We start from the raw sequence: 20051 nt of genomic DNA, 5'->3' as shown, positions 1-20051 counted from the left end.
TCCCGACGCGAAAACCCCTCTTTCTTGTCACAAGGAAGAGGGGTTCGGCTATTGGGTTAGAGTGCCCTCGGCTTAGAAGACGAGCTTCAGGGCAAGTTGAATCTGCCGCTCGGTCGAGACGGTTGAGTTAATCTGCCCGAACGAGTTCCCCGGGGACACGTTGCGGCTCGGGGGAGCCAGGCTGGTGGTGTTGAGGACGTTGAAGAAGTCGGCACGGAAATCGAGATGCTTGCTCTCAGTGATGTTAAAGGCTTTGCTGAGTGCCGCATCCAGATCGTGGTAGCCCGGTGCCCGCTCTGTCCCGACGCCTGCGGTACCGAGACCCGTGGATGACTCTTCACCATAGGCGCAGATGCCGTTGTCAACGCCGCTGACGCAGGGAACAGCGGATGGGTCGGTGCCGAACCAATTGGCGACGGATCGGTTCTTGATGATGAGTTTGCGATAGTGGTTGGCTCGGTCAGTGCGCTGGTTCACTCCATAGTGCTCCGCGGACATCATCGTGACAGGCATGCCGGTGTGGAGGCTGGTGATAGCAGCCAGTTTCCACCCGCCGACGGCGAGGTCAACAACGCGGTTCATGTTGGCTCCGAACTGCTTGCCGCGACCGATGGGCAGGTCATAGTAGCCCGAGAAGGAAAAGATGTGGGTCGCGTCGAAGAAGGCCGGCCCGTAATCTGTGCCACCGTTGTAGGAGTCCTGCCAGTAGGCACTCTGCGAAGAGCCCGACCCGCCGCCTGCTCCGTAGTAGCCGAGATTGTTGGTGAGGGACTTGCTCCAGGTGTAGTTGGTGAGGAACTCAAGTCCACGGGTAAGGCGATGACGACCGGTGATCTGAAGCGCGTTGTAGTTCATCATCGACTTGGACTCGGTATAGCTGACGCGCCCGATCTGCGAGAGCGCGGGAGAGAGGCTTGTGACGGGCAACGGGCAGGTAGGGCAATGCTTTTGATTGGCCTCGCGCGGATCGACGAGATGGTTTCCGTCCTGGCCAAGATAGGCGACGACGAGAGAGGTACTGTTGTTGACCTGATATTCAGTCGTGAGGTTGTACTGCTGAATCAGAGCGGGCTTCAGGTTGGGATCCCATGCGCGAACGTTACCGGCGAGCTGCGAGGCATTGGCCGGACGGGGAAAGCCATTCCCGGTCCGGAAGAAGGTGATGAGGTCGGACTGCTGGGAGGAATCGACAAAGAAGGGAGGGTTAAGGGTAAGACGCAGGTTGGCACCCGTGCCTTCGAGGAAGTTGGTGATGCCGTATCCACCGCGGACAACGAACCTGCCGTTGAGCCTGCTGGGAGAGTAGGCGAAGCCGACACGCGGCATAAAGCCGCCCCAGAAGTCGTTATAGAGAGCGCGACTGTTACCGTTCTGGCCCGCGTCCTGAATCGCGCCGGTGGTGATGTTAATGTTGACTTGCTTGTTGTTGACCTCATACATCGGTTGGTCCCACTCCCATCGGAGACCAATGTTCAAGGTGAGGCTATCGCTGGCTTTGAAGTCGTCCTGCACGAAAAGAGCGTCGCGCCACTGCCGCTGTCCCCAGCGTCCGGTGACGGCGCCCTGGCCGAAGCCGAAGGCCTTGTCCTCCAGGAAGTCGGCCCATGCGTCGCCGGTGGCTGCGCCGGTATATTGGAACCAGCCGAGGGAGCCGTCGTTTCCGGAGTAGTAGCGGTTCTCCTGATAGCGCAGCGCTTGTGCGCCGAATTTCAGAGCATGGCGGCCGCGTTGCCAGCTTAGATTGTCACCGTAAGTAAAGGCGTTGACGATACTGTCAGAATCGATACCTGCATAAGCCCCATTGCCTTTTGCCTGAGCCGTAGTTCCGATGGGATCGATGGAGGCGGCGGTTAGGTCGAAGGTTGATATGCCGGGCACAATCTGTGTGCCGGGAATGCCCAACTTCTGGTTACCCGTAATTCCGAACTGACCGCTAAGATCGGTGGGCGTCGCGATATAACGAGTGCGACCGACACCGGCACGCGCCTCATTCACGAGGCTTGCCGAGAAGACGTGTGTCCAGTTGACGATGAAGCCGGTGTACGGATCGGAGTTGTTGGTTGGAATATCGGTTGGAATGGAGACCTTGCCGTAACCGTCATGTTCACGGCCCATGCTGAAACGGCCCGACACACTGTCGCTGGTGGTAAGTTTGGCATCGATCTTGACGTCGCCCTGGTCGTTATGGGTAGCGTTGGCATAAGTGCCGCGATAGTCGTTCGTGATGCCGTTGGCGCTGCTACTCCCAACGTTAGGGTCCGGGTAAAGTTCGGGGTGGGCAAATAGAAAAATCGCGACAGGGTTGCTGATCGTAACGTTATGGCCGAGGACGGGAGCGTACCCCGCGCGCATAGCCAGTGTGGGAACGGAGCGCAACTCGGAGGTGCTGGCGTGCTGGCGCGCCCCCTGATAGTCGACGAAGAAAAAAAGACGGTTGCGGACAAGGGGACCGCCCAGGGTGCCACCGAAGATGCTTCGATTGAGGGCGGGAACAGGGCCGATCGTCGATGGGTTCGGCGTGTGTTTATTGGCCCAGCTATTGGCGTTGAGGTTGGTGTTTTCCAAGAACCAGTAGGCGCCGCCGTGGAACTGGTTGGTGCCGCTCTTGGTGACCATAACCACCTGGCCGCCATTCGCATTGCCATACTCGGCTGTGGCGTTGCCGCTGATGATATGCAGCTCACCGATAGCGTCCACATTGGGGCTGTAGCCGATGTAGTTGTCGATGGCTTCATTGATGTCGGCGCCGTCGAGCGTGTAATTGTTGGACTGCTCACGGTTGCCGTTGATAAAGAAGCCGCCGTTATACCCGCTGCGGCCGACCATGTTCTGAGCCGAGGGGTTGGGCGCGACAGCTCCTGCTACCAGTGTGGTGAGAGAGGAGAAGTTTCGCCCCTGCAGGGGAAGTTCCGTCGCCGCGGCGGCCGTAATGGTGTCGCCAGTGGTCGCATTTTGCGTATCGAGAATCGGCGCGGCGCTGCTCACGATGACGCTTTCATTCACCGTCCCGACCGTGAGATGCACGTCGACCTTGGCTTCCTGGGAGACTTCCAGGGCAAAAGGACCGGCGGTCGTGGGCGCGAAGCCCTGGGCCTCTACAGAGATCTTGTAATGACCGATCTGGAGAAAGTGAATGGTATAGATACCATCCGCATTCGTCGTCGCGGGCGTCTGGACGCCGGTATTGACGTTGATCGCCGTCACCTTCGCGCTGTTAACCGCCGCCCCGCTCGGATCGGTGATCGTCCCGGTGATCGATCCCGTGATCGTCTGGCCCAATGCCATGGAGCAACTGAGAACGAACGCCAACAGACTGCATAAATAAATTCGCGTTTTCATGGGCTTGCCTCCGATTAAATGGTCTTGCTGTGCCTGATCACTACGGGATCCTTGATTTGCACTAAAGCAAACAGACCTTACAGAAAACAGCTTTCCGAAGTTCGCCCTCTCTCACGCAGCCGCTGTTTGCAAGCTCGCCATCGTGGAAAGAATCTATTTGATCCGGAAACGTGAATTAGTTATCGGCCAATGAAATTGGGATGTCAAGACCTTTTGCAACTAAAGTTGGCTATTTAATATGGTCTATAAAATAAATGAATGCGGGCAGGATGCCTGATAAAACATTGCCTAAGACTGAGGAAGAAATGAATTGAGCGACAACAGCAGAAAGATCTATGGCACGGCTTCCTCCAGACTGGCAGTGATTGAAGCCCTGCTCCAATCTGGGCCAATGTCTCGCTCTGTCCTCGCGGACCAGACGAGACTTGGCCGTTCCGCGTTGACTGAAATCAGCGAAGCCTTGCTTCAGGCGGGCATTCTGCATGAAGCCGCCGTGGTACGAAATAACCCGGGCAAGGGGAGGCCATCGACGCTGCTATCCGTGAACGCAGAGCGCGGATATTTTGTAGGCGTTGACATCGCGGAGACGCCGTCTCTGATGGTGCTGACGAATCTTCTTGGGGATGTCGTCAGCCAATGCGAGATACCAGGAAAAAGCAGCCCGGAAGAGGTCGCCGAGTCCATTCGCCACGGCATCCGGCACCTGATTGGATCGGAGAAGAAACCCACGAAACAGATTTTCGGCCTGGGCATCGCTCTGTCCGGCGTGGTCGCTCACGACAAAGGCGTCTGCATTCACTCTTCCGCGCTCGGCTGGCACAATGTTCCCATCGCCGATATCGTCGGGCAGGCGACCGGCATTCCGACCTACGTGGATAACGATGCCAACGCCGCTGCGATTGCGGAGAAGCTCTTCGGAAAGGCGCGGGAGTCCAAAAATTTCAGCGTTGTCACGCTCGGCGCGCGTGTGGGTTGCGCACATTACATCCGTGGTCGGCTCTATCGAGGGCACGATGGCGGAGCGGGCGAAATCTCTCACATTACGATCGTCCCTGGCGGGGAGTTATGTCCCTGCGGCAAGCGAGGCTGCTTGAATACCGTCGCTGCCAGTGAGTCACTTCTTGCGAAGGCAAGGGCCGCCCAGTTACCGGCAACCAGCGTCAAAGACATCGAAGTTCTGGCAACCAAAGGCAACCGGCACGCGATCGCCATCCTACGATCGGCAGGAGAGGCGCTTGGACTTGCCATCGCCAGCGTCATCCAGGTAAACAATCCGGAGCTTGTACTTTTTGAAGACATCGCCGGCTTCGATAGCGGATTGTTTACCGTAACCACCCGGCAGACAATCGAGAACAACATCCTTCCGCGATTCCTGTCTTCGACTCGAGTTCTCTTCCACCATGTCGAGCCGAGTTTTCTGGCCCGAGGAGCGGCAAGTGTGGCGGCCCATAAATTTCTGCTGGAGCAGGCTGTTCGCTAGCAGCGAAGTTTAAACAGATAGGCCCTTCCATCTGGATGGAAGGGCCTATACGTCCAGCCTCCGCATTAGAAGTCGATGCGGCCCGAGAACTGGATGTCCCGAGAGGAGTTCGCAGTGCCGGTGATCTTACCGAAGGTTTGCTTGGTTGTGCCGCCGTTGCTATCGAAGACAACGTTAGGGTCGGCGAAGCGGACGTTGTTGGTGACATTGAAGACGTCTGCCTGGAAGGTGAACTTGAGCCGCTCGTAGAGATTGAATGCCCTGCGAAGACTCATGTCCGTATCGTCTCCGCCCGGTCCACGCAGAGCGTAGGCATAGGTGCGGGGAGCGTTGCCTATGGTGTAGGCAGACGGTACAGAGAATGCCCGGTAGTCGATAAACGGCGTAGCCAGAGCATCCTTATAGGTGTTGTGGCCATAGCCATCGTTGATACGGATGGGGCCGTGAAAGTTGGGATTGAGGTTAGGCATGCAGGTGCCAGAGAAAGGCAGGTTGCAGCCCGACGCCGTGATTGCCAAGGGATAGCCCGAGGTATAGCGGTAGATGCCGGAGATGGCATAGTCCTTGATGAGCGCATTGACGAAGCGATTCCCATTGCCGTGACCGAAGGGTTCTTCCCAGACGGCGTACGCAGAGACGTTGCTGGGCTGGTCGGTGGTGGAAAGGGAGCGCTCAACATAGGCATTGTTGCCATAAGCCGTGCGTCCGGTGCCGGTATCGTCATACATCTTGGAGTAGGTGTAGTTGATGGTGTAGCTGAGACCACGGCGTGGCTTCTGATTCAGGGTCACCTGAAGCGAGCTGTAGTTGGAGTTGCCCATGTCTCCCCAGACGTCGGAGAATCCGTTGTATTGCGCGAACGGGCGCAACGCCTGACCGATGGAGGCCGATGGAGAAAAGTTAGCGTAGGGCAGCTTGAAGGAAGGCATCTTTGCCTTCGCCGCAGCGATGTTAGCAGTCGTGGCAGGAGCAGTGAGCAGGCTGCCGAGGAACAGGTATTGCGGATCAAGCTGGTTGGAGTAAATGCCATGTCCAATTCCAGTGCCGAGGAAGTGGCCGTTGGAGCCGGAGTAGTTGACGCTGAGGACGGTCTGAGTCAAGACCTGCTGCTGAATGCCGAAGTTGAAGTTCTCGTAGTAAGGAGCGCGGCGGCTGAGATATGGATCGGCGTAGCTCACGCCATTGGGCGAACCGGTATAGCCGGGCGTTGTGGTGTAGCCGGTGCCGAAGGCTGCATTCGGTGTCGCAGCAGCATAGGACGGCAGGGCATAGTTATTGGCCGCGTTGAGATAAAGGCCGGGTGTGATGCCGCTGTCGGGCGAAGCGATGGAAAGGCCGCCGGAGAAGCCGAGTTGGCCTGTTCCCTGACGTCCGCCGCCACGGCCACCAACGCCGCCAGCATGGGTATACGCAATATCGGAGCCGCCACGAACCACTGTCTTTGGTGTGACGCTATAGGCGAAGCCGATGTGCGGACCAAAGTTCTTATACCAGGTGCGCACTGGAGTCGAGCAGTTGCAACCATCGGGTCCGTTGCCGGCGAAGCTGAGTGCGCCGGGGGTTCCGGTGATGGGGTTGATGCGGGTCGCATCGAGGAACGAGAGCTTGTTGTGAACCTCGCGGAAGGGAGAGTAGAGGTCCCAGCGCAGACCGAGATTAACGGTGAGCCGCTGGTTGACCTTGATGTCGTCTTCGAAGAAGGGCGAGAAGGTGTAGTAGCGGGCGCCAGTCGTAATGACCTGACGGGAGTCCGAGATGCTGCCGCCGTCCACCGCGCCCAGGATGAAGCTGGCATACGGAGCGCCGGTCGCCGTGTTGAGGGTGCTCGTTCCCGGCTTGAACATCGCGGTCTCATTGCTGCTGAAGTTGAGGTTGAGATACGTGCCGCCGGTGAGTGACGTGTCGTTGTCGTTGAGCCACTGATACTGGCCGCCCCAACTCATGGAATGTCTGCCGCGAACATACTGCATGGAGTCGAGCAGGACATACGAGGTGCCGTATTCAGAATTGCCCTGGTTGTTGGAGTTGGCCGTACCGCCCAGCGAAGCGGGGGCGATGTTGCCGCTGAAACCAAAGCGGGGAGCAGCGTCGGAGGCCTGGCCCGTGGGCAGGTTCGCGAGACCAGAGGCGGAAGCTGCATACTGCGGAGCTTCGCCGGGGTTGAGCGAGACGCCGCCGCCACGGCTGACGCCGTACTTGAGCTGGTTAACCAGGTGATCGTTGATGGTGTACGTGTCTTCAATCAAACCCAGCATGTTGAACTGGCTATTGCCGACGGTGGCGGTGAAGGGCTGAGGCAGACCGCTGCTGTCACAGCAACCGGGGTTCGCCGCGCGGTTGCCATAGGTATAGAGCAGAGTCAGGCGGTTCTTCTGCGAGAGATCGTAGTCCAACTTGATGCTGTATTTGGAATAGTTGAAACCGGTGTTGAAACCGCCGAGGTAGTTGTTGACCTGAGCAGTCTTGTCGGTCGCCGCCGGAATGAACTTCTGATAGAACTGCGCCACCTTGGAGAAGCGGGCAGGATCGATGACATTGAGTTTTCCGTTGTAGCTGAACTGCTGACGGGTGCAGACGCCATGGTTGCAGACGGTAGTCAGAGGATCATAGATGGGAGCGGCGGCGGAGAAGTCGCCAGTGCGCTCGGCATCGGTCGGAACGGTAACGGCGGAGGGATTGGAACCCTTGAGATAGCGCTGGCCATCGTAGGAGCCGAAGAAGAAGAGCTTGTTCTTGAGGATGGGTCCGCCGAGGGTGCCGCCGTACTCGTTCTGACGCTCGACCGGCTTGGTCGCGGTGCCAGTGGCGGGGTTGATGACGTTTTTGGAGCTCCAGCCCCAGGTGTCAAGAACGGTATTGCGGAAGTACTCGAAGGCGCGACCGTGGAACTGGTTGGTGCCGGACTTGAGGGTATAGTTCTGCAGCCCCTGTCCCTGATAAGCGGCTGAGGTGCTCGAGGTCTGAACTTGGAACTGATCAACGGCATCGACGGAGACGCCGCGATTGATGGCTTGTGAGTTTCCCTGAATCGCAGGGTCGGTAATTGCAAGACCCTCGATGTAGGTTTCGTTATGGTAGCTCTGACCGCCGTTAAATTGGCCGGAGTGCCCGTCGGAGACGACGCCGGGGGTCAGATAGACGAACGCCGTGGGATCGCGGGGAGCGCCGCCCATGTTCAGGGGCAAAGCCTCGTAGGTCTCATTCTCTATAGTGGTGCCGAGCGTGGCGTTGGTCGTATCGAGCGGCGCGGGGGCCGTGCTCACCGTGATAGTGGTGTCGGTGGCGCCGACCTGAAGCTTGACGTTGAGGCCGAAGACCTGAAGGGCGTCGAGGTTCACGTTCTCCTGGCTGTAGGCCTGAAAGCCGGGGGCCGTAACGGTGACGGTGTAGACGCCGGGGTCGAGCGAAGCCACGGAGTAGAAGCCGGAACCGGTGGTCTGCTGATCATGCTCGGTGTGGGTACTGTTGTGAACAATCTTGACGGTCGCGCCGGGAACGATGGCACCGCTGGGATCGGTGACCGTCCCCTGAATGGTTCCTTTGCCGCTCAGCTGGGCGTGAAGCATGGCCGGGAGGAGAAGAACGCTAAGGGCGAAAGCGGCTGAAGCGAAGTACCGGGTGAAACGTTTGCTCACAATGAGCCTCCGAGGCTGTTTCAAAAATGCGACCTGTTTTTTGATCAGAAATTGTCTTTGGTCTGACCACGAAACCATAGCTGAAACGAAGAACACTCGTCAAGAAATAATTCCGATAGGAGATTTTAGGTCTGAGAGTGAGATGCCTTACCCACCTGCGATTTCCGTGATGGTTGCCTCGACCGACTATCTCGCGTCAGACTCGAACTTGGACGTTGGATTTTTGGGAGGACTGCGCTTTCATAAAATGGAATCGCGGATTTTAGCATAGATCGGCTATTGATGTTCCACGTGGAACATCAATAGTAACCCTGTCCTACCTGAAGGAGACCCAAGAACCAGCCAGTGGTTAGGCCAGAGCGGGCTCGTTGAGCAGCGCTCCTACGGCTGGCTCGTTGACGGGTGAACTTGGTGACGTGGCGTTGTCCGTGGTTGTAAAGGGAAAGTAGGCGTTGCGGAAGTACTGCGCCAACATGCGGTGGGTATTGAAGAAGCTTCCATTGATGGCGATGCAGTGTTGCTGCATCCGCGCCCAGGCGGCGGGATTCGCGTACATGGGGGCGATGTGCTTCTCGAGCTTGTCGTAGAGACAGGTAGCCTCGGCAGTTTCTGTTTCAGCGTCGTCGATGGCCCAGCCGGTGACGTTTTCGGCGCAGCCTTCGATCCACCAGCCGTCGAGCACGGAGAGCGACGGAACTCCGTTGAGCGCGGCTTTCATTCCGGAGGTTCCCGAAGCTTCATAAGGCCGTCGCGGGGTGTTGACCCAGACGTCTACGCCCTGGGTGAGCAGAGCGCCTAATTCCCAGTCGTAGTTTTCGAGATAGTGGATCTTGAGAGCGCTCGAGTTGAGATGAGCCGCTGCGGCGAAGACATCACGGATGAGCCCCTTGCCGGCGTTGTCAGCTGGATGGGCCTTGCCGGCATAGAGGATCTGGAGCCCGCCGATCTTCTCGGCGATGGCCACGAGGCGGGTGGCGTCTTCGAGCAGGAGGCTGGCACGCTTGTAAGTCGCTACGCGACGGGCGAAGCCGAGGGTAAGAACCGAAGGATTGAAATGATGGCCGGTGCGTTTGGCCAGAACTTCGAAGAGGTGCTGCTTGCCCTTGAGATGACAGGCAGCAATCTGGGCTGGTTCGATGCCGTACACGGAGCGGAAATACTGATTATCGGTGCGCCAGTTCGTAATCTCGGCGTCGAGCAGTTCCTGAAAGGCGGGAGAGACCCAGGTGGCGGCGTGAACTCCATTGGTGATCGAGTGAACCTTGTAGTTGGGGAACATGAGCTGCGAGACCTTGCCGTGCTGCATCGCGACTCCGTTGACGTAACGCGAGAAACGCAGGGCGATGTAGGTCATGTTCATGAGGCCGTTGTGGAGGCAGCCAAAGTGCTCGAGGGCAGTGGCGCGATCGTGACCGAGGACCTGGTACATCTGATCGAGGCCGAACTGGTCGTGACCGGCGGGAACGGGAGTGTGAGTGGTGAAGACGCATTGGCGGCGCACTGCCTCAAGGTCGATCTCCTGCGCGTCACGAAGGGAATTTCCAGCGAGGTGTTCTTCGAGGAGGCCAATGCTGAGGAGGGCGGCGTGGCCCTCGTTCATGTGATAAACATGGGGCTTGCAGCCGAGGGCGTGGAGGAGAGCGACGCCGCCGAGGCCGAGAACGGTCTCCTGGCAGAGGCGATAGTAGGTATCGCCGCCGTAAAGATGGTCGGTGAGGTGACGGTCCCACTCATCGTTGCCTTCGATGTCGGTGTCGAGAAGGAAGACAGGAATGATGTGACCGGTGACGCCGACGACGTCGAAGCGCCAGGCGCGGACCAGCAAAGGCCGCCCCTGCACTGTGAGAGTGATGATCTCATTGGCGCTGGGAAGAGTGGCTTCGGGCGACCAGGGGACATCTGCTTCGGTCTGCTGCCCTACATCGTCGAGGCACTGGCGAAAGTAGCCGCGGCGGTGCACCAGCGAGATTGCCACCATCGGGCGGCAGGTATCGGCTGCGGAACGGAGGGTGTCGCCAGCCAGCATGCCGAGACCACCGGAGTAGGTGGGTACGGCCGGGGCAAGAGCGATTTCCATAGAGAAATACGCGATGGTGCGGGAAGGGAGATTGAGTGCGGCGGTCGTGGTGCTGAGCGCGTTGGAGAGGCTCAAGTGGTACTTCCTTTTCTCATCCGGGCTGCCACTCGTGTGGTCATTGCCGGGTGCCGGGGGTGACGCAGTTATCGGCGGAGTCGCTGAGAAAACACGACGTTCAACCCGCTCACTTAAGGCGGTAACTCAAGTCTTGGTTATTTTACCAAAGAAGCAACGGGGAAAATAGCATTCAACATAGTTCCCACGGGGTATTGACAGCTATCGACGCGCTTGCGGCGGCGGTAAGACGTTGCCAGATCTGCTCGATCCAGGCGAGATGCTCGGGCTTCATAAGCACGGAACGGAGGCAGGTAATTGTTTCCGTTTGTTCAGCTTGAGGCCAGGTGCCGGAGGGGAACAGGCGGATGGGAACGGTTGCCAGGGCAAGGTGAAGATCGTGTCTGGCGGCTTCGTCGAAAATTTGCTGGGCGAGGGCAGAAGAAAGTTGAGAATTCGCGGAATTTACTGCCCAAAATACGATATCCAGTTCTGGACGCGCGGTCGGTGTAATGAAATGGGGGCTGGAGGTGAGGCGGCGATGGAGTTCGAGGGCAGCCTGGTGGCTGGATTCGAGGTTCTGGGCGAAGGTACCGCCGGGGCTGTAGGGGAGTAGCTGCTGGGTGGCCCAGAGGGCTACGGCGGAGGCCCCGGCGCGGGAGCACTCGAGAGAGATCTCGCCGAGGTGAAGGTCCTTGGACGAGAAGTAGGTGTAGGGGGAGTCGTGTTTGTAGAGGCGACCCACTGAGGGGTCGCGGAAGAGGATGCAGCCACAGCCGTAGGGCTGGAGGCCGTGTTTGTGCGGGTCGATGACGATGGAGTCGGCTTGAGGGATGGCGTCGTAGGCTGCTCGGGTCTGGGGGGAGAGGTTGCTAGCGAGGGTGAAGTAGCCTCCGTAAGCGGCGTCTACGTGGATGCGGAAGTTGTAGCGCTGCCGAAGCTTCAGGATCTCATCGAGGGGATCGACCGCTCCGATGGCGGTGGTGCCGAGGGTGACAACGACTGTTCCGATGTTCTGAGTTTGGAGAAGAGCCTCGAGTGCAAGTAGATCCATGCGCCCGGTGTTGTCGGATGGGATCTCGGTGAAGGGCAGGCCGAGGACGCTGGAGATGCGGCTGTGAGTGTAGTGAGCCTGATCGGAGGCGGCGATGGATTTGCCGGGAGCGAGGTGTCCTGCAACCCAGAGGGCTTCGAGGTTGGCGAAGGTTCCTCCGCCGGTGAGGTGGCCGAGGTGTTCGGGCCAGCCGAACATCTTGGCGATGGCGGCGACCGCTTCAATCTCCATGGCGGAGCTGGCGCGGCCACCGTCGAGGGCGTGATTGTTGGGATTGACCGACATGGCCAGCGTATACGCGGCGCGGGCGATGGGGTGCGGCGGCTTGAGCATCTGCCCGGCGTAGAGCGGATGGGCGTAGGGATAGTTGTCGTGGAGCTTGACTGCCACTTCATTGAGGATGGTGACAGCAGCTTCGTCCAGTGGCGGCGCGGGAGAGGAGGGAAGGTGCGCGAAGGACTCGTCGAGGCGGTGCTGGGCTTGAGCGAGGAGTTGGAAGAATTTGTTTGAGGGTTCAGCCATACGCTAGAACTCGTGGGTGATAAAGCCGAACTTCATGAGGTAGCCAAAAACCATGGCGAGAACGAAGGCGATGGTCGTCCATGTGATCTGGCAGCGGCGCTTCATCAGGGTTTCGCCCAGAACGATGAGGATGTAGAGTGCCAGCGCGATGAGGAGGCCATCCATGATGAAGATGCGGCTGTAGGTTGGCGTGGCGATGAGGATGCGCTGAATGTGGAAGGGCGGAAACAGCGAACCAATGGCATAGACGAGAAGGAACATGACGAACTGAAGAACGGTGGACAGTAGCTTTTTCATAGTTTCTCTCGTGATGAGTTTAGCGCGGATGTATCAGGTCGCTATAAAGATCATGGCGCCGCCGACCAAAGTCCCGCCCATTCAAAGCAAGGGATTTACCGATCATGCCGTTTATGGATTCGGCGATGCGGCTGGACCTCCGAGGATGTGAATGGTGTGCAACCAGGTTTCGGCGAGGGTGGGCCAGTGGGTGATCGGCAGGTCGGTGGGGCGGAGGCCATAGCCATGGCCGCCCTGGGCGAAGATATGCAGCTCGGCGGGAACCTTCGCCTCTTTTAATGCCTGGAAGTAGATCAGGGAGTTCTCTTCGTGAACAGGATCGTCTTCAGCCTGAAGCAGGAAAGTTGGCGGCGTGTTTGAAGTCGGGTCGATGCCTTGCGCGAGTTTGTCGAGGGCTGGTGCATCGGTCAGATAGCCGGGATAGATGATGAGGGCAAAGTCAGGGCGGGCGTTGGGCTCGTTCGCTGGTTCGCCGGGACGCTTGTAATCGGCGTGATTGCTGAGGACTACGGCTAGATGAGCACCAGCGGAGAAGCCGAGGACGCCGACGCGGTTAGGGTCGATGTGCCACTCCGCTGCGTGAGATCGGGTGATGCGCATGGCCTGTTGTGCGTCTTCAAGATCGGCGGCGTTTGCGGGGTAGTGCGTTTTAAACGGGACACGGTACTTCACTAAAACACAAGTCACCCCGATCGAGTTGAGCCAGGTGCAGACCTCCGTACCTTCAAGATCGTAGGCGAGGATGCTGTAACCTCCGCCAGGAAAGACGAGGACTGCGGCACCAGTGTTCGCGACGTGAGTGGGCGGATAGACGGTGAGGGTTGGCTTGCTGACGTTGGTGAGATGCATCAGCGGCTTGCCAGCTATGAGCGCGTCGGTGGGTTTGGTGATGTCGGTCTCTGGTGCATTGCCCTGGTACGGCTCCGGTGCTCCGTTGGGCCAGAGAGGGAGAGTTACTTTTTGCGCCGAGGCGAAGGGCGCGGAGGCCAGTAGAGCAAGGGTGAGGAACAGGGATGTGCGCACGGAAACATGGTAATGCCTTTTAGTGAACTGAGGCGGATGTTTTGCGACGGATGCGGTAAATCGCAAAGACGAAATACAGGGGTCTCTCCACTCCCCTTCGCTTCGGTCGAGATGACGTGAGGTTGTGGCTAGCGATGGACTACGGGCAACGACAACATCAAATCCTCCGCACGAAGGATGACAGGGGGTTGGAAGAGATGTCGTACATAATGGAAGGCGCGTTGGATGTGAGGAGGAAGATGTCGCCAATTATTTGTTCAGCGAACGGGCGGACGGCCCGATATATTTCGATTGCTCTTTGCAGTTCCCTGCTGCTCCTTTCGGGTTCCCTGGTGGGGCAAGCGCGTGTCTCTCCTGCGATTTCTGTTGAACAGACGGCCCACGGCTTTGCGGCAAAGATTGGCGGCGAAACGCTGCATGTTACGGTGTGTGACGGCGAGGTGATCCATGTGATTGCAGGGCCGGGCGACCCTGCCGCAAGTTCGCCGGTAGAACCGTGGATGCTGGATGCGAGTAAGTCGTGTCCTGGCTCAGCATTTCATTTTGCGCAGGATAGCAAGAGCGCGAGCCTTACGACTGCTGCGTTGAAGGTGGAATTTTCGCTGAAGAATGGGAACCTGACCTATAAAGATTCGCAAGGAAAATCGCTGCTGCGCGAGGGTAACAACGAGCCGCGAACTTACGAGAAGGCCGAGGTCAACGGAGAGACGACCTACCATGTGACCGATCGGTTTGCCCCTGATTTTACCGAAGCGCTGTATGGGCTGGGACAACATCAGAATGGGATGTTCAACTATCGCGGGGCGACGATTGAACTTGGACAGAACAATACCGATGTAGCGATTCCGCTGCTGGTTTCCAGCAAGGGCTATGCGGTGATGTGGAATACGGCTTCGATGAGTTACTTCGATAACCGCTTCCCAACCGAGCTGTCATTCAGCACGCTGGCCGGAGATGCGGTGGACTATTACTTCATCTATGGGCCGGAGCTTGACCAGGTGATTCATCAGTACCGCAGTTTGACGGGACATACTCCTCTGTTTCCCAAGTGGGCTTATGGGTTCTTTCAATCAAAGGACAGGTATGTCTCGCAGCAGGAGGTGCTGGATGTCGCTAAGCGGTATCGGGCGGAGCATATCCCTATCGACGGGATTGTGCAGGACTGGTTCTGGTGGCAGAAGGAAGGCGATCCGGTCTTCAACAAAAATTTTCCCGATGTGCGCGGCGAGTTGAAGACGCTGCATGATGAGCACTTCCACGCGATGCTTTCCGTGTGGGGGTTGTTCGATCCTGACTCGGAGAACTTCAAGAAGCTTTCAGCGCAGCACTTTGATATCTATGATGCACATGTTTATGACGCGACCAATCCCAAGGCTCGGGATTTTTATTGGAATAACCTTGCGGGTAAGTTGTTCGATATGGGGTGGGATGCGTTCTGGCTGGATAGCGCGGAGCCGGAGGAGTCGTGGCCGCATTCAGGCGATGCAATTCTTCGCGATAAGAAACTCTCCATTGGCAGTGGGGCGCGGTATACCAATCTCTTTCCGCTGGTGCATACGGGTGGCGTGCAGGAGCACTGGAAGGAGACGACTGATAAGAAGCGCGTGTTTCTGCTGACACGGTCGGCGTTTCTGGGGCAGCAGAGGAATGGCGCGACGACGTGGTCGGGCGATATCTACAGCACCTATATGAATCTGCGGCGACAGGTGCCGGCAGGGCTGAACTTTGCGCTGTCGGGGAATCCTTATTGGACGACGGACATTGGCGGCTACTTTCAGCCGTTTGCGCGGCCTGCGAATGACCCTGCGTATCAGCAGCTTTATGCGCGGTGGTTCGAGTTTGGCGCGTTCTGCCCTGTGTTTCGCACGCATGGCCATCGCGACCATAACGAGATGTGGACGTATGACAAGGTTGAACCGATTCTGCTGAAGTATGACAAGCTGCGCTATCGGCTGATGCCGTATATCTACTCGGTGGCCTGGCGGGTGACGAATGAGGACTACACGATTCAGCGACCGCTGGTGATGGATTGGCGTGGGGATGAGAAGACATGGAACATCGGCGACCAGTTCATGTTCGGGCCTGCACTGATGGTGAATCCTGTGATGCGAGAGGGCGCTACGCACCGCGATGTCTATCTGCCGGATTCGCCGGTCTGGTATGACTTCTGGACTGGCGATACTGTTGCCGGACGAGGGTGGATCGAGGCGGAGGCTCCGCTGGATCGGATTCCGCTTTATGTGCGGGCCGGGTCGATTGTGCCGATGGGGCCGGAGATTGAGTATGCCGATGAAGCTCCGGATGGTCCGATGGAGCTGCGCGTATATACGGGTGCGGATGGCAGCTTCAATCTCTATAACGATGAAGGGAATAATTATGACTACCAGAAGGGGATGCATAGCGTCATTCCGATTCGCTGGGATGAAGCGGCGAAGACGCTAACGATTGGAGCGCGTGAGGGGGAGTATCCGGGGATGCCGAAGGAGCGGGCTTTTAAGATTGTCTGGGTCGGTCACGATCATGGTGCGGGAGAGGCGCTGGTTTCGCGGCCTGATAAGACGGTTCGCTATTCGGGGGCCGCTATTTCTATTCGAAGATAGTTGCTATGGCAAGGTGGACTCGAATAGCTGGTAGCGGTGTTCGAGTTTCCATTGCTCGGCGGCCTTTTCGCTGGATTGGAGAAACGCCTGGCATTTGGTGGTTGGCTTTTCTGCTCCTAACGGCTGGGCGCCGCAGGCTGGGTTGGTGCGGGTAAAGCTGTCGGGTTGCCGCCATAGGCTTGGGCCGGGGAGGAAGCTATGTTCGAGTGAGGTGCGAGCCATGTTCTTTAGATCGGCGTAGCTGAGGTTAAAGTCGCGGGCAGCGCGTATGTATTCGTTGGTGAGGTCGATGCGAGAGACGCCTTCGTCGTCAGTGGAGACAGCGACGGGAACGTGGGCGGCGAGGTAGATCGGCAGTGGGTGGTGGGCCGGGTCGATGCCGAGGATGACGTCGTTCGAGGTGAGGTTGATCTCGACCATAATGTGATGGTCGGCCATCTCGTTTAATAATGCTTTGGGATTATCTTCGTACATGATGTCAGCGCCGTGGCCGATGCGTTCGGCGTGACCGAGTTCGACGGCCTCGCGGATGTGGAAGCGGAGGCCAGCGGGTGGAACGAGGCCGGGGGCGAGTTCTCCGGCGTGGAGGGTGATGTGGACGCGGGGGTAGATGGTGTGGAGATAGTCAAGCATCTGCATCTGGCGGTGGTACTCGGACATGGAGTAGAAGGCGTCTTCGGGCTGGACGAAGTTGATGCCGACGACGTCGGGGTCTTGTGACGCTAGTTCGAAGCCGAGGAGAGTTTGCGCGAAGACCTGCTGTGGCGGGAAGGCGCGAAGGACCTGATAGATGAAACGGATTTTGACGGAACAGGAGGTACTGTGTCCTTCGCCAATCGAGTCTCCAGATGGAATCGATACATTCGTCTGTTGTGGCATGGTGGGACAGTTTTCAATTGCGCTGCGCTTCGCCTCGGCATCGGCTAGCTCCTTCCGGTCGGTGGCGACTTCGTCGCGCAGGCCGCCAGCAAGCAATGCATCGCGAAGTTTCGCTAGCTGTTCGGGGGTGACTTCCTTTTGCCCGGTCGTTCCGACCAGTAGGCTGGTTCCAGTAGGCCAGCCTAATGCGTAGCCGAGCTTCGCGGCGTTCGAGAAGGTGGGCGTCTCCATGATTTCGAGGTACTGCTCGTTTTGCGCGGCGGCTCGGGTGGCGACTTCGTTGAGCCATTCGCCGGTATGAGATTTGTGGATGCCGCCGAAGCGGTCGAAGGTGCTGAAGAAGTGGTCGTGGGCGCTGATGCCGGCGCTGGGAATGAAGCTACGCATGGAGAAGGAGTCGACGAGGGCGTCGTAAAGATGCTGGTCGGCGAAGACGCTTTCGGCGCGGACATCGCCGTTGCTGCAGACGGGCTGCGGGGCGAGGCTGCGGGTGGTGCCGACGTTTTTGGTGAAGCTGAGAGTGTTCGGGTTGACGCAGAGGAGGTCGGCGGCGGCGTCCTTAAGAAATGTTTCGGCGAAGATAGCTCCGCTGAGATGCATGTGCAGGTCGGCGCCTTTGGGCATTCGAACGAGAAAGGCGCGGAGTTGCAAGGGATTTTTCTTCGCGGTGTTGAATGCCAGGGTAGCTCGCTGCTCTTGTCGTGCGGTGGAGGTTTTGGGGGTGGCAGCCTGAGCGGCGGCTGTGACCAGGCAGAACAGAATGGCAGGAACGAAGCTTTGGATGCGAGGCAGCATAGAGGATTTCCTTTGGCATTGAAGGATGAAAAAGGATAGCGCGAGGGAGGCAAGTTGGCGGTATGGCCTGAGGTTGCTATACTGAAAATGCGTTTGCGTCGCCGGCTTCCTGCCAGCGAGTGGGCTCCCCTGAAAAGGCTGGGCTGGCAGATGTAGATTCTACGCACGGGCGTTCTTGGCGATCCCCGATTGAGGCGTTAGATGCCAAGGCCAGATAGCTCAGTGGTAGAGCGCGGCCCTGAAAAGGCCGGCGTCGGCGGTTCGATCCCGTCTCTGGCCACCACATTCTAAAGAACTTAGCGAAAACCAAAGAGTTGAAGATTTAGTCGCACGACCAATACCCGACCATCGCTCAAGCGATGTCGGTCTGGTCGCCCTCTTCCTGCTCGGGCTTCTTCTTATCTAACATGCTCCATATCACCTTGGCCGTATTGCCGGTCTTGGTGATATGCGCGCGTCCAGCTTTGCATACCTTTCGGTCATTTTGATATTGGCATGACCAAGCAGTTTCGCCAGTTCGTAAAGATCACCGCCGTTCATCATGTACCAGGACGCAAAGGTGTGACGCAGATCAGGGAACCAGAAGTCGTGAATCTTCGCTCTTTCGAGCAGGGCCTCAAAACTTCCCTCCAGTCGCTGGCGACAGCTCGTTGCGGGTTCTCAGTGTCAATGAACTTCGTCTGGTCTCGTCGGGCGTCGAAGCGGCGCGGGACAGCTCGTCATCGGCCTTGGCTGACGTCGGCGGCCATTGGGATTGCTTCGTAATATTACCTATGCATATTACCTATGCGTAGTAGTGAATTGGCGTAATGGTCGCCTCCGGCTCACCGGCCGCGATGATGCGTTTAAGCAGTTCCGCGCGCAGCTCGTTTGCAATCTCTTTGTACTCCGGACGTCCAATGAGATTCAGCGTTTCAGCTGGATCTCCGGCGATGGAGTAAAGCGCAAAGTCTTGATAGTGTTTGCTGTATTCCGCTTCGCCATGCTGCACTGTGGGATCAAAAGCACAGTAGCACCAGTCACTGGTGCGAATACCCCTTCCGCAGATCGATTGGCTGATCTGGAAATATACTGTTGAATCCCAGGCATTGCGAGCCTTCGGATCGTGGAGCAATTCCTTCAACGGCTTGCCGCGCATGCTTGTGACTGGCTTGATGCCGGCACCATCTAGCAGGGTCGGCGTGAGATCGAGCAGTGAGACTACCTCATTGATTGTGGCCGACTGGTCAAAGCCCGGGCCTGCAATGACAAAGGGTACGCGAATTGACGACTCGTGGGGCGAGCGCTTGTATTCACCGAGCCGAGTGCGGAATGTACAGCCGTGATCAGAGAAAAAAAGAATAATGGTGTTATCAAGTTGCCCGGTTCTCTCGAGCGCAGCAACCAAGGTGCCGACGCAATCGTCGATCGCCTGAACGCAGCCATAATAGCCCGGAATTCGCGAGCGCCAGTTTCCCGGTAAATTTCGCAAATCCTCGGGAATATACGGATCGATATACTTGTCTTCGTACCGCTTGGGCGGAACAAACTCGTCGACGTCATTCTGATGGTGCGGCTCGAGTTGCGAAAGAAAAAGGAACCAGGGTTTGTCGTGTTTTTGTTCGATCAGCTTCACACCTCGATTCGTGATGAAGTCAACGCGGTACACGTCCTTAAAGCCGATGTTTTTACCACTGTCATCCCAGTAATTACCCTCATAGGGATGAGAGACCAATTCGAGTACATTCGCGCCTTCCCAGAGATCGTCGAACCCGCCGCGCGATGGACCTGGTGGAATCCATCCCATCTGTTTTTTCCCATCTGCCATGTCCGTCTGCGAGACATGCCACTTTCCGATGAAATTTGACGTGTAGCCATTCTTCCGAAATTCCGACGCGATAGTCGGCAGGGAGTGATCAAGTTCGATGCCGAGTTTCCAAACAGCAGTCTCAGTTGCATACCGACTCGTCATGAAGGAAGCTCGTGAAGGCGAGCAGAGTGGCTGATTCGACATGCATTGCTTGAAGTTCGCACCACGTTTGGCCAGAGCGTCGATGTGCGGCGTCTTTGCCGAAGGATTTTCGTGGCTCGCACCTATAAAGTCGGCACGAAATTGATCAGCACAGATCATCAGAACATTTGGCTGCCGACCAGCTGCCGTGTTTAGAACATCTGCCGTCGCGGTATTTGAAGCAACAGTTGCTACCGCACCTGAGGCCAGAGCAGCGTTACGGAGGAAATCGCGGCGCGTGGCAAATGAACTCACTTTTGCTTGTTCACTCATTCTCACCATCCCTTAGATTCTTCAAATTTTCTG

11 protein-coding genes and 1 tRNA gene are annotated in these 20051 nt (G+C 57.6%); 3 read left to right on the top strand and 9 right to left on the bottom strand.

Annotated features, from left to right (window positions below):
* Positions 1 to 72 precede the first annotated feature (72 nt).
* Positions 73 to 3339, bottom strand: a complete 3267-nt coding sequence (locus tag P4G45_RS01110) for a TonB-dependent receptor (RefSeq protein ID WP_348267859.1) — start codon at positions 3337 to 3339, stop codon at positions 73 to 75.
* A gap of 310 nt (positions 3340 to 3649) precedes the next feature.
* Between P4G45_RS01110 and P4G45_RS01105 the strand changes: the two genes are divergently transcribed.
* Positions 3650 to 4819 carry an ROK family protein gene (locus P4G45_RS01105; RefSeq protein WP_348267858.1) on the top strand — a complete coding sequence of 390 codons (1170 nt, stop codon included), beginning with the start codon at positions 3650 to 3652 and terminating at the stop codon, positions 4817 to 4819.
* 65 nt (positions 4820 to 4884) lie between these two features.
* Here P4G45_RS01105 and P4G45_RS01100 read toward each other — a convergent pair whose 3' ends face one another.
* The 5 genes from P4G45_RS01100 to P4G45_RS01080 all read right to left on the bottom strand — a co-directional run bounded on the left by P4G45_RS01100 (position 4885) and on the right by P4G45_RS01080 (position 13481).
* Positions 4885 to 8454: a carboxypeptidase-like regulatory domain-containing protein gene (locus tag P4G45_RS01100; RefSeq protein ID WP_348267857.1), complete on the bottom strand. Its 3570-nt coding sequence runs from the start codon at positions 8452 to 8454 to the stop codon at positions 4885 to 4887.
* A gap of 349 nt (positions 8455 to 8803) precedes the next feature.
* Complete coding sequence (glgP, locus tag P4G45_RS01095) at positions 8804 to 10606, bottom strand: alpha-glucan family phosphorylase (protein WP_348267856.1); 1803 nt, start codon at positions 10604 to 10606, stop codon at positions 8804 to 8806.
* A 172-nt stretch (positions 10607 to 10778) separates the two neighbouring features.
* On the bottom strand, positions 10779 to 12161 hold the full coding sequence (locus P4G45_RS01090) for an aminotransferase class I/II-fold pyridoxal phosphate-dependent enzyme (RefSeq protein ID WP_348267855.1): 1383 nt from the start codon (positions 12159 to 12161) through the stop codon (positions 10779 to 10781).
* Between the two features lie 3 nt (positions 12162 to 12164).
* Positions 12165 to 12458, bottom strand: a complete 294-nt coding sequence (locus P4G45_RS01085; protein WP_348267854.1) for a hypothetical protein — start codon at positions 12456 to 12458, stop codon at positions 12165 to 12167.
* 111 nt (positions 12459 to 12569) lie between these two features.
* Positions 12570 to 13481: an alpha/beta hydrolase gene (locus P4G45_RS01080; protein ID WP_348267853.1), complete on the bottom strand. Its 912-nt coding sequence runs from the start codon at positions 13479 to 13481 to the stop codon at positions 12570 to 12572.
* Positions 13482 to 13720: 239 nt separating this feature from the next.
* Between P4G45_RS01080 and P4G45_RS01075 the strand changes: the two genes are divergently transcribed.
* Entirely contained in the window at positions 13721 to 16081 is a 2361-nt protein-coding gene (locus P4G45_RS01075; RefSeq protein WP_348267852.1) for a TIM-barrel domain-containing protein, read from the top strand.
* A 3-nt stretch (positions 16082 to 16084) separates the two neighbouring features.
* Here the strand turns inward: P4G45_RS01075 and P4G45_RS01070 are convergent, their stop codons facing one another.
* Positions 16085 to 17755, bottom strand: coding sequence for an adenosine deaminase (locus P4G45_RS01070; protein ID WP_348267851.1), 1671 nt, complete (start codon positions 17753 to 17755; stop codon positions 16085 to 16087).
* 208 nt (positions 17756 to 17963) lie between these two features.
* Between P4G45_RS01070 and P4G45_RS01065 the strand changes: the two genes are divergently transcribed.
* Positions 17964 to 18038, top strand: a tRNA-Phe gene (locus P4G45_RS01065).
* Between the two features lie 134 nt (positions 18039 to 18172).
* On the opposite strand, the gene P4G45_RS16915 is transcribed toward P4G45_RS01065, so the two are convergent.
* Both P4G45_RS16915 and P4G45_RS01055 read right to left on the bottom strand, forming a co-directional pair.
* Complete coding sequence (locus P4G45_RS16915) at positions 18173 to 18349, bottom strand: tyrosine-type recombinase/integrase (RefSeq protein WP_373694173.1); 177 nt, start codon at positions 18347 to 18349, stop codon at positions 18173 to 18175.
* 190 nt (positions 18350 to 18539) lie between these two features.
* A complete protein-coding gene (locus tag P4G45_RS01055) occupies positions 18540 to 20018 on the bottom strand; it encodes a sulfatase-like hydrolase/transferase (RefSeq protein ID WP_348267849.1) in 1479 nt (492 codons plus the stop codon).
* Positions 20019 to 20051: the final 33 nt, after the last annotated feature.

The organism is Edaphobacter paludis (assembly GCF_039993895.1).
Classification (GTDB): domain Bacteria; phylum Acidobacteriota; class Terriglobia; order Terriglobales; family Acidobacteriaceae; genus Edaphobacter; species Edaphobacter paludis.
This window is presented reverse-complemented; position numbering and strand designations above follow the sequence as displayed.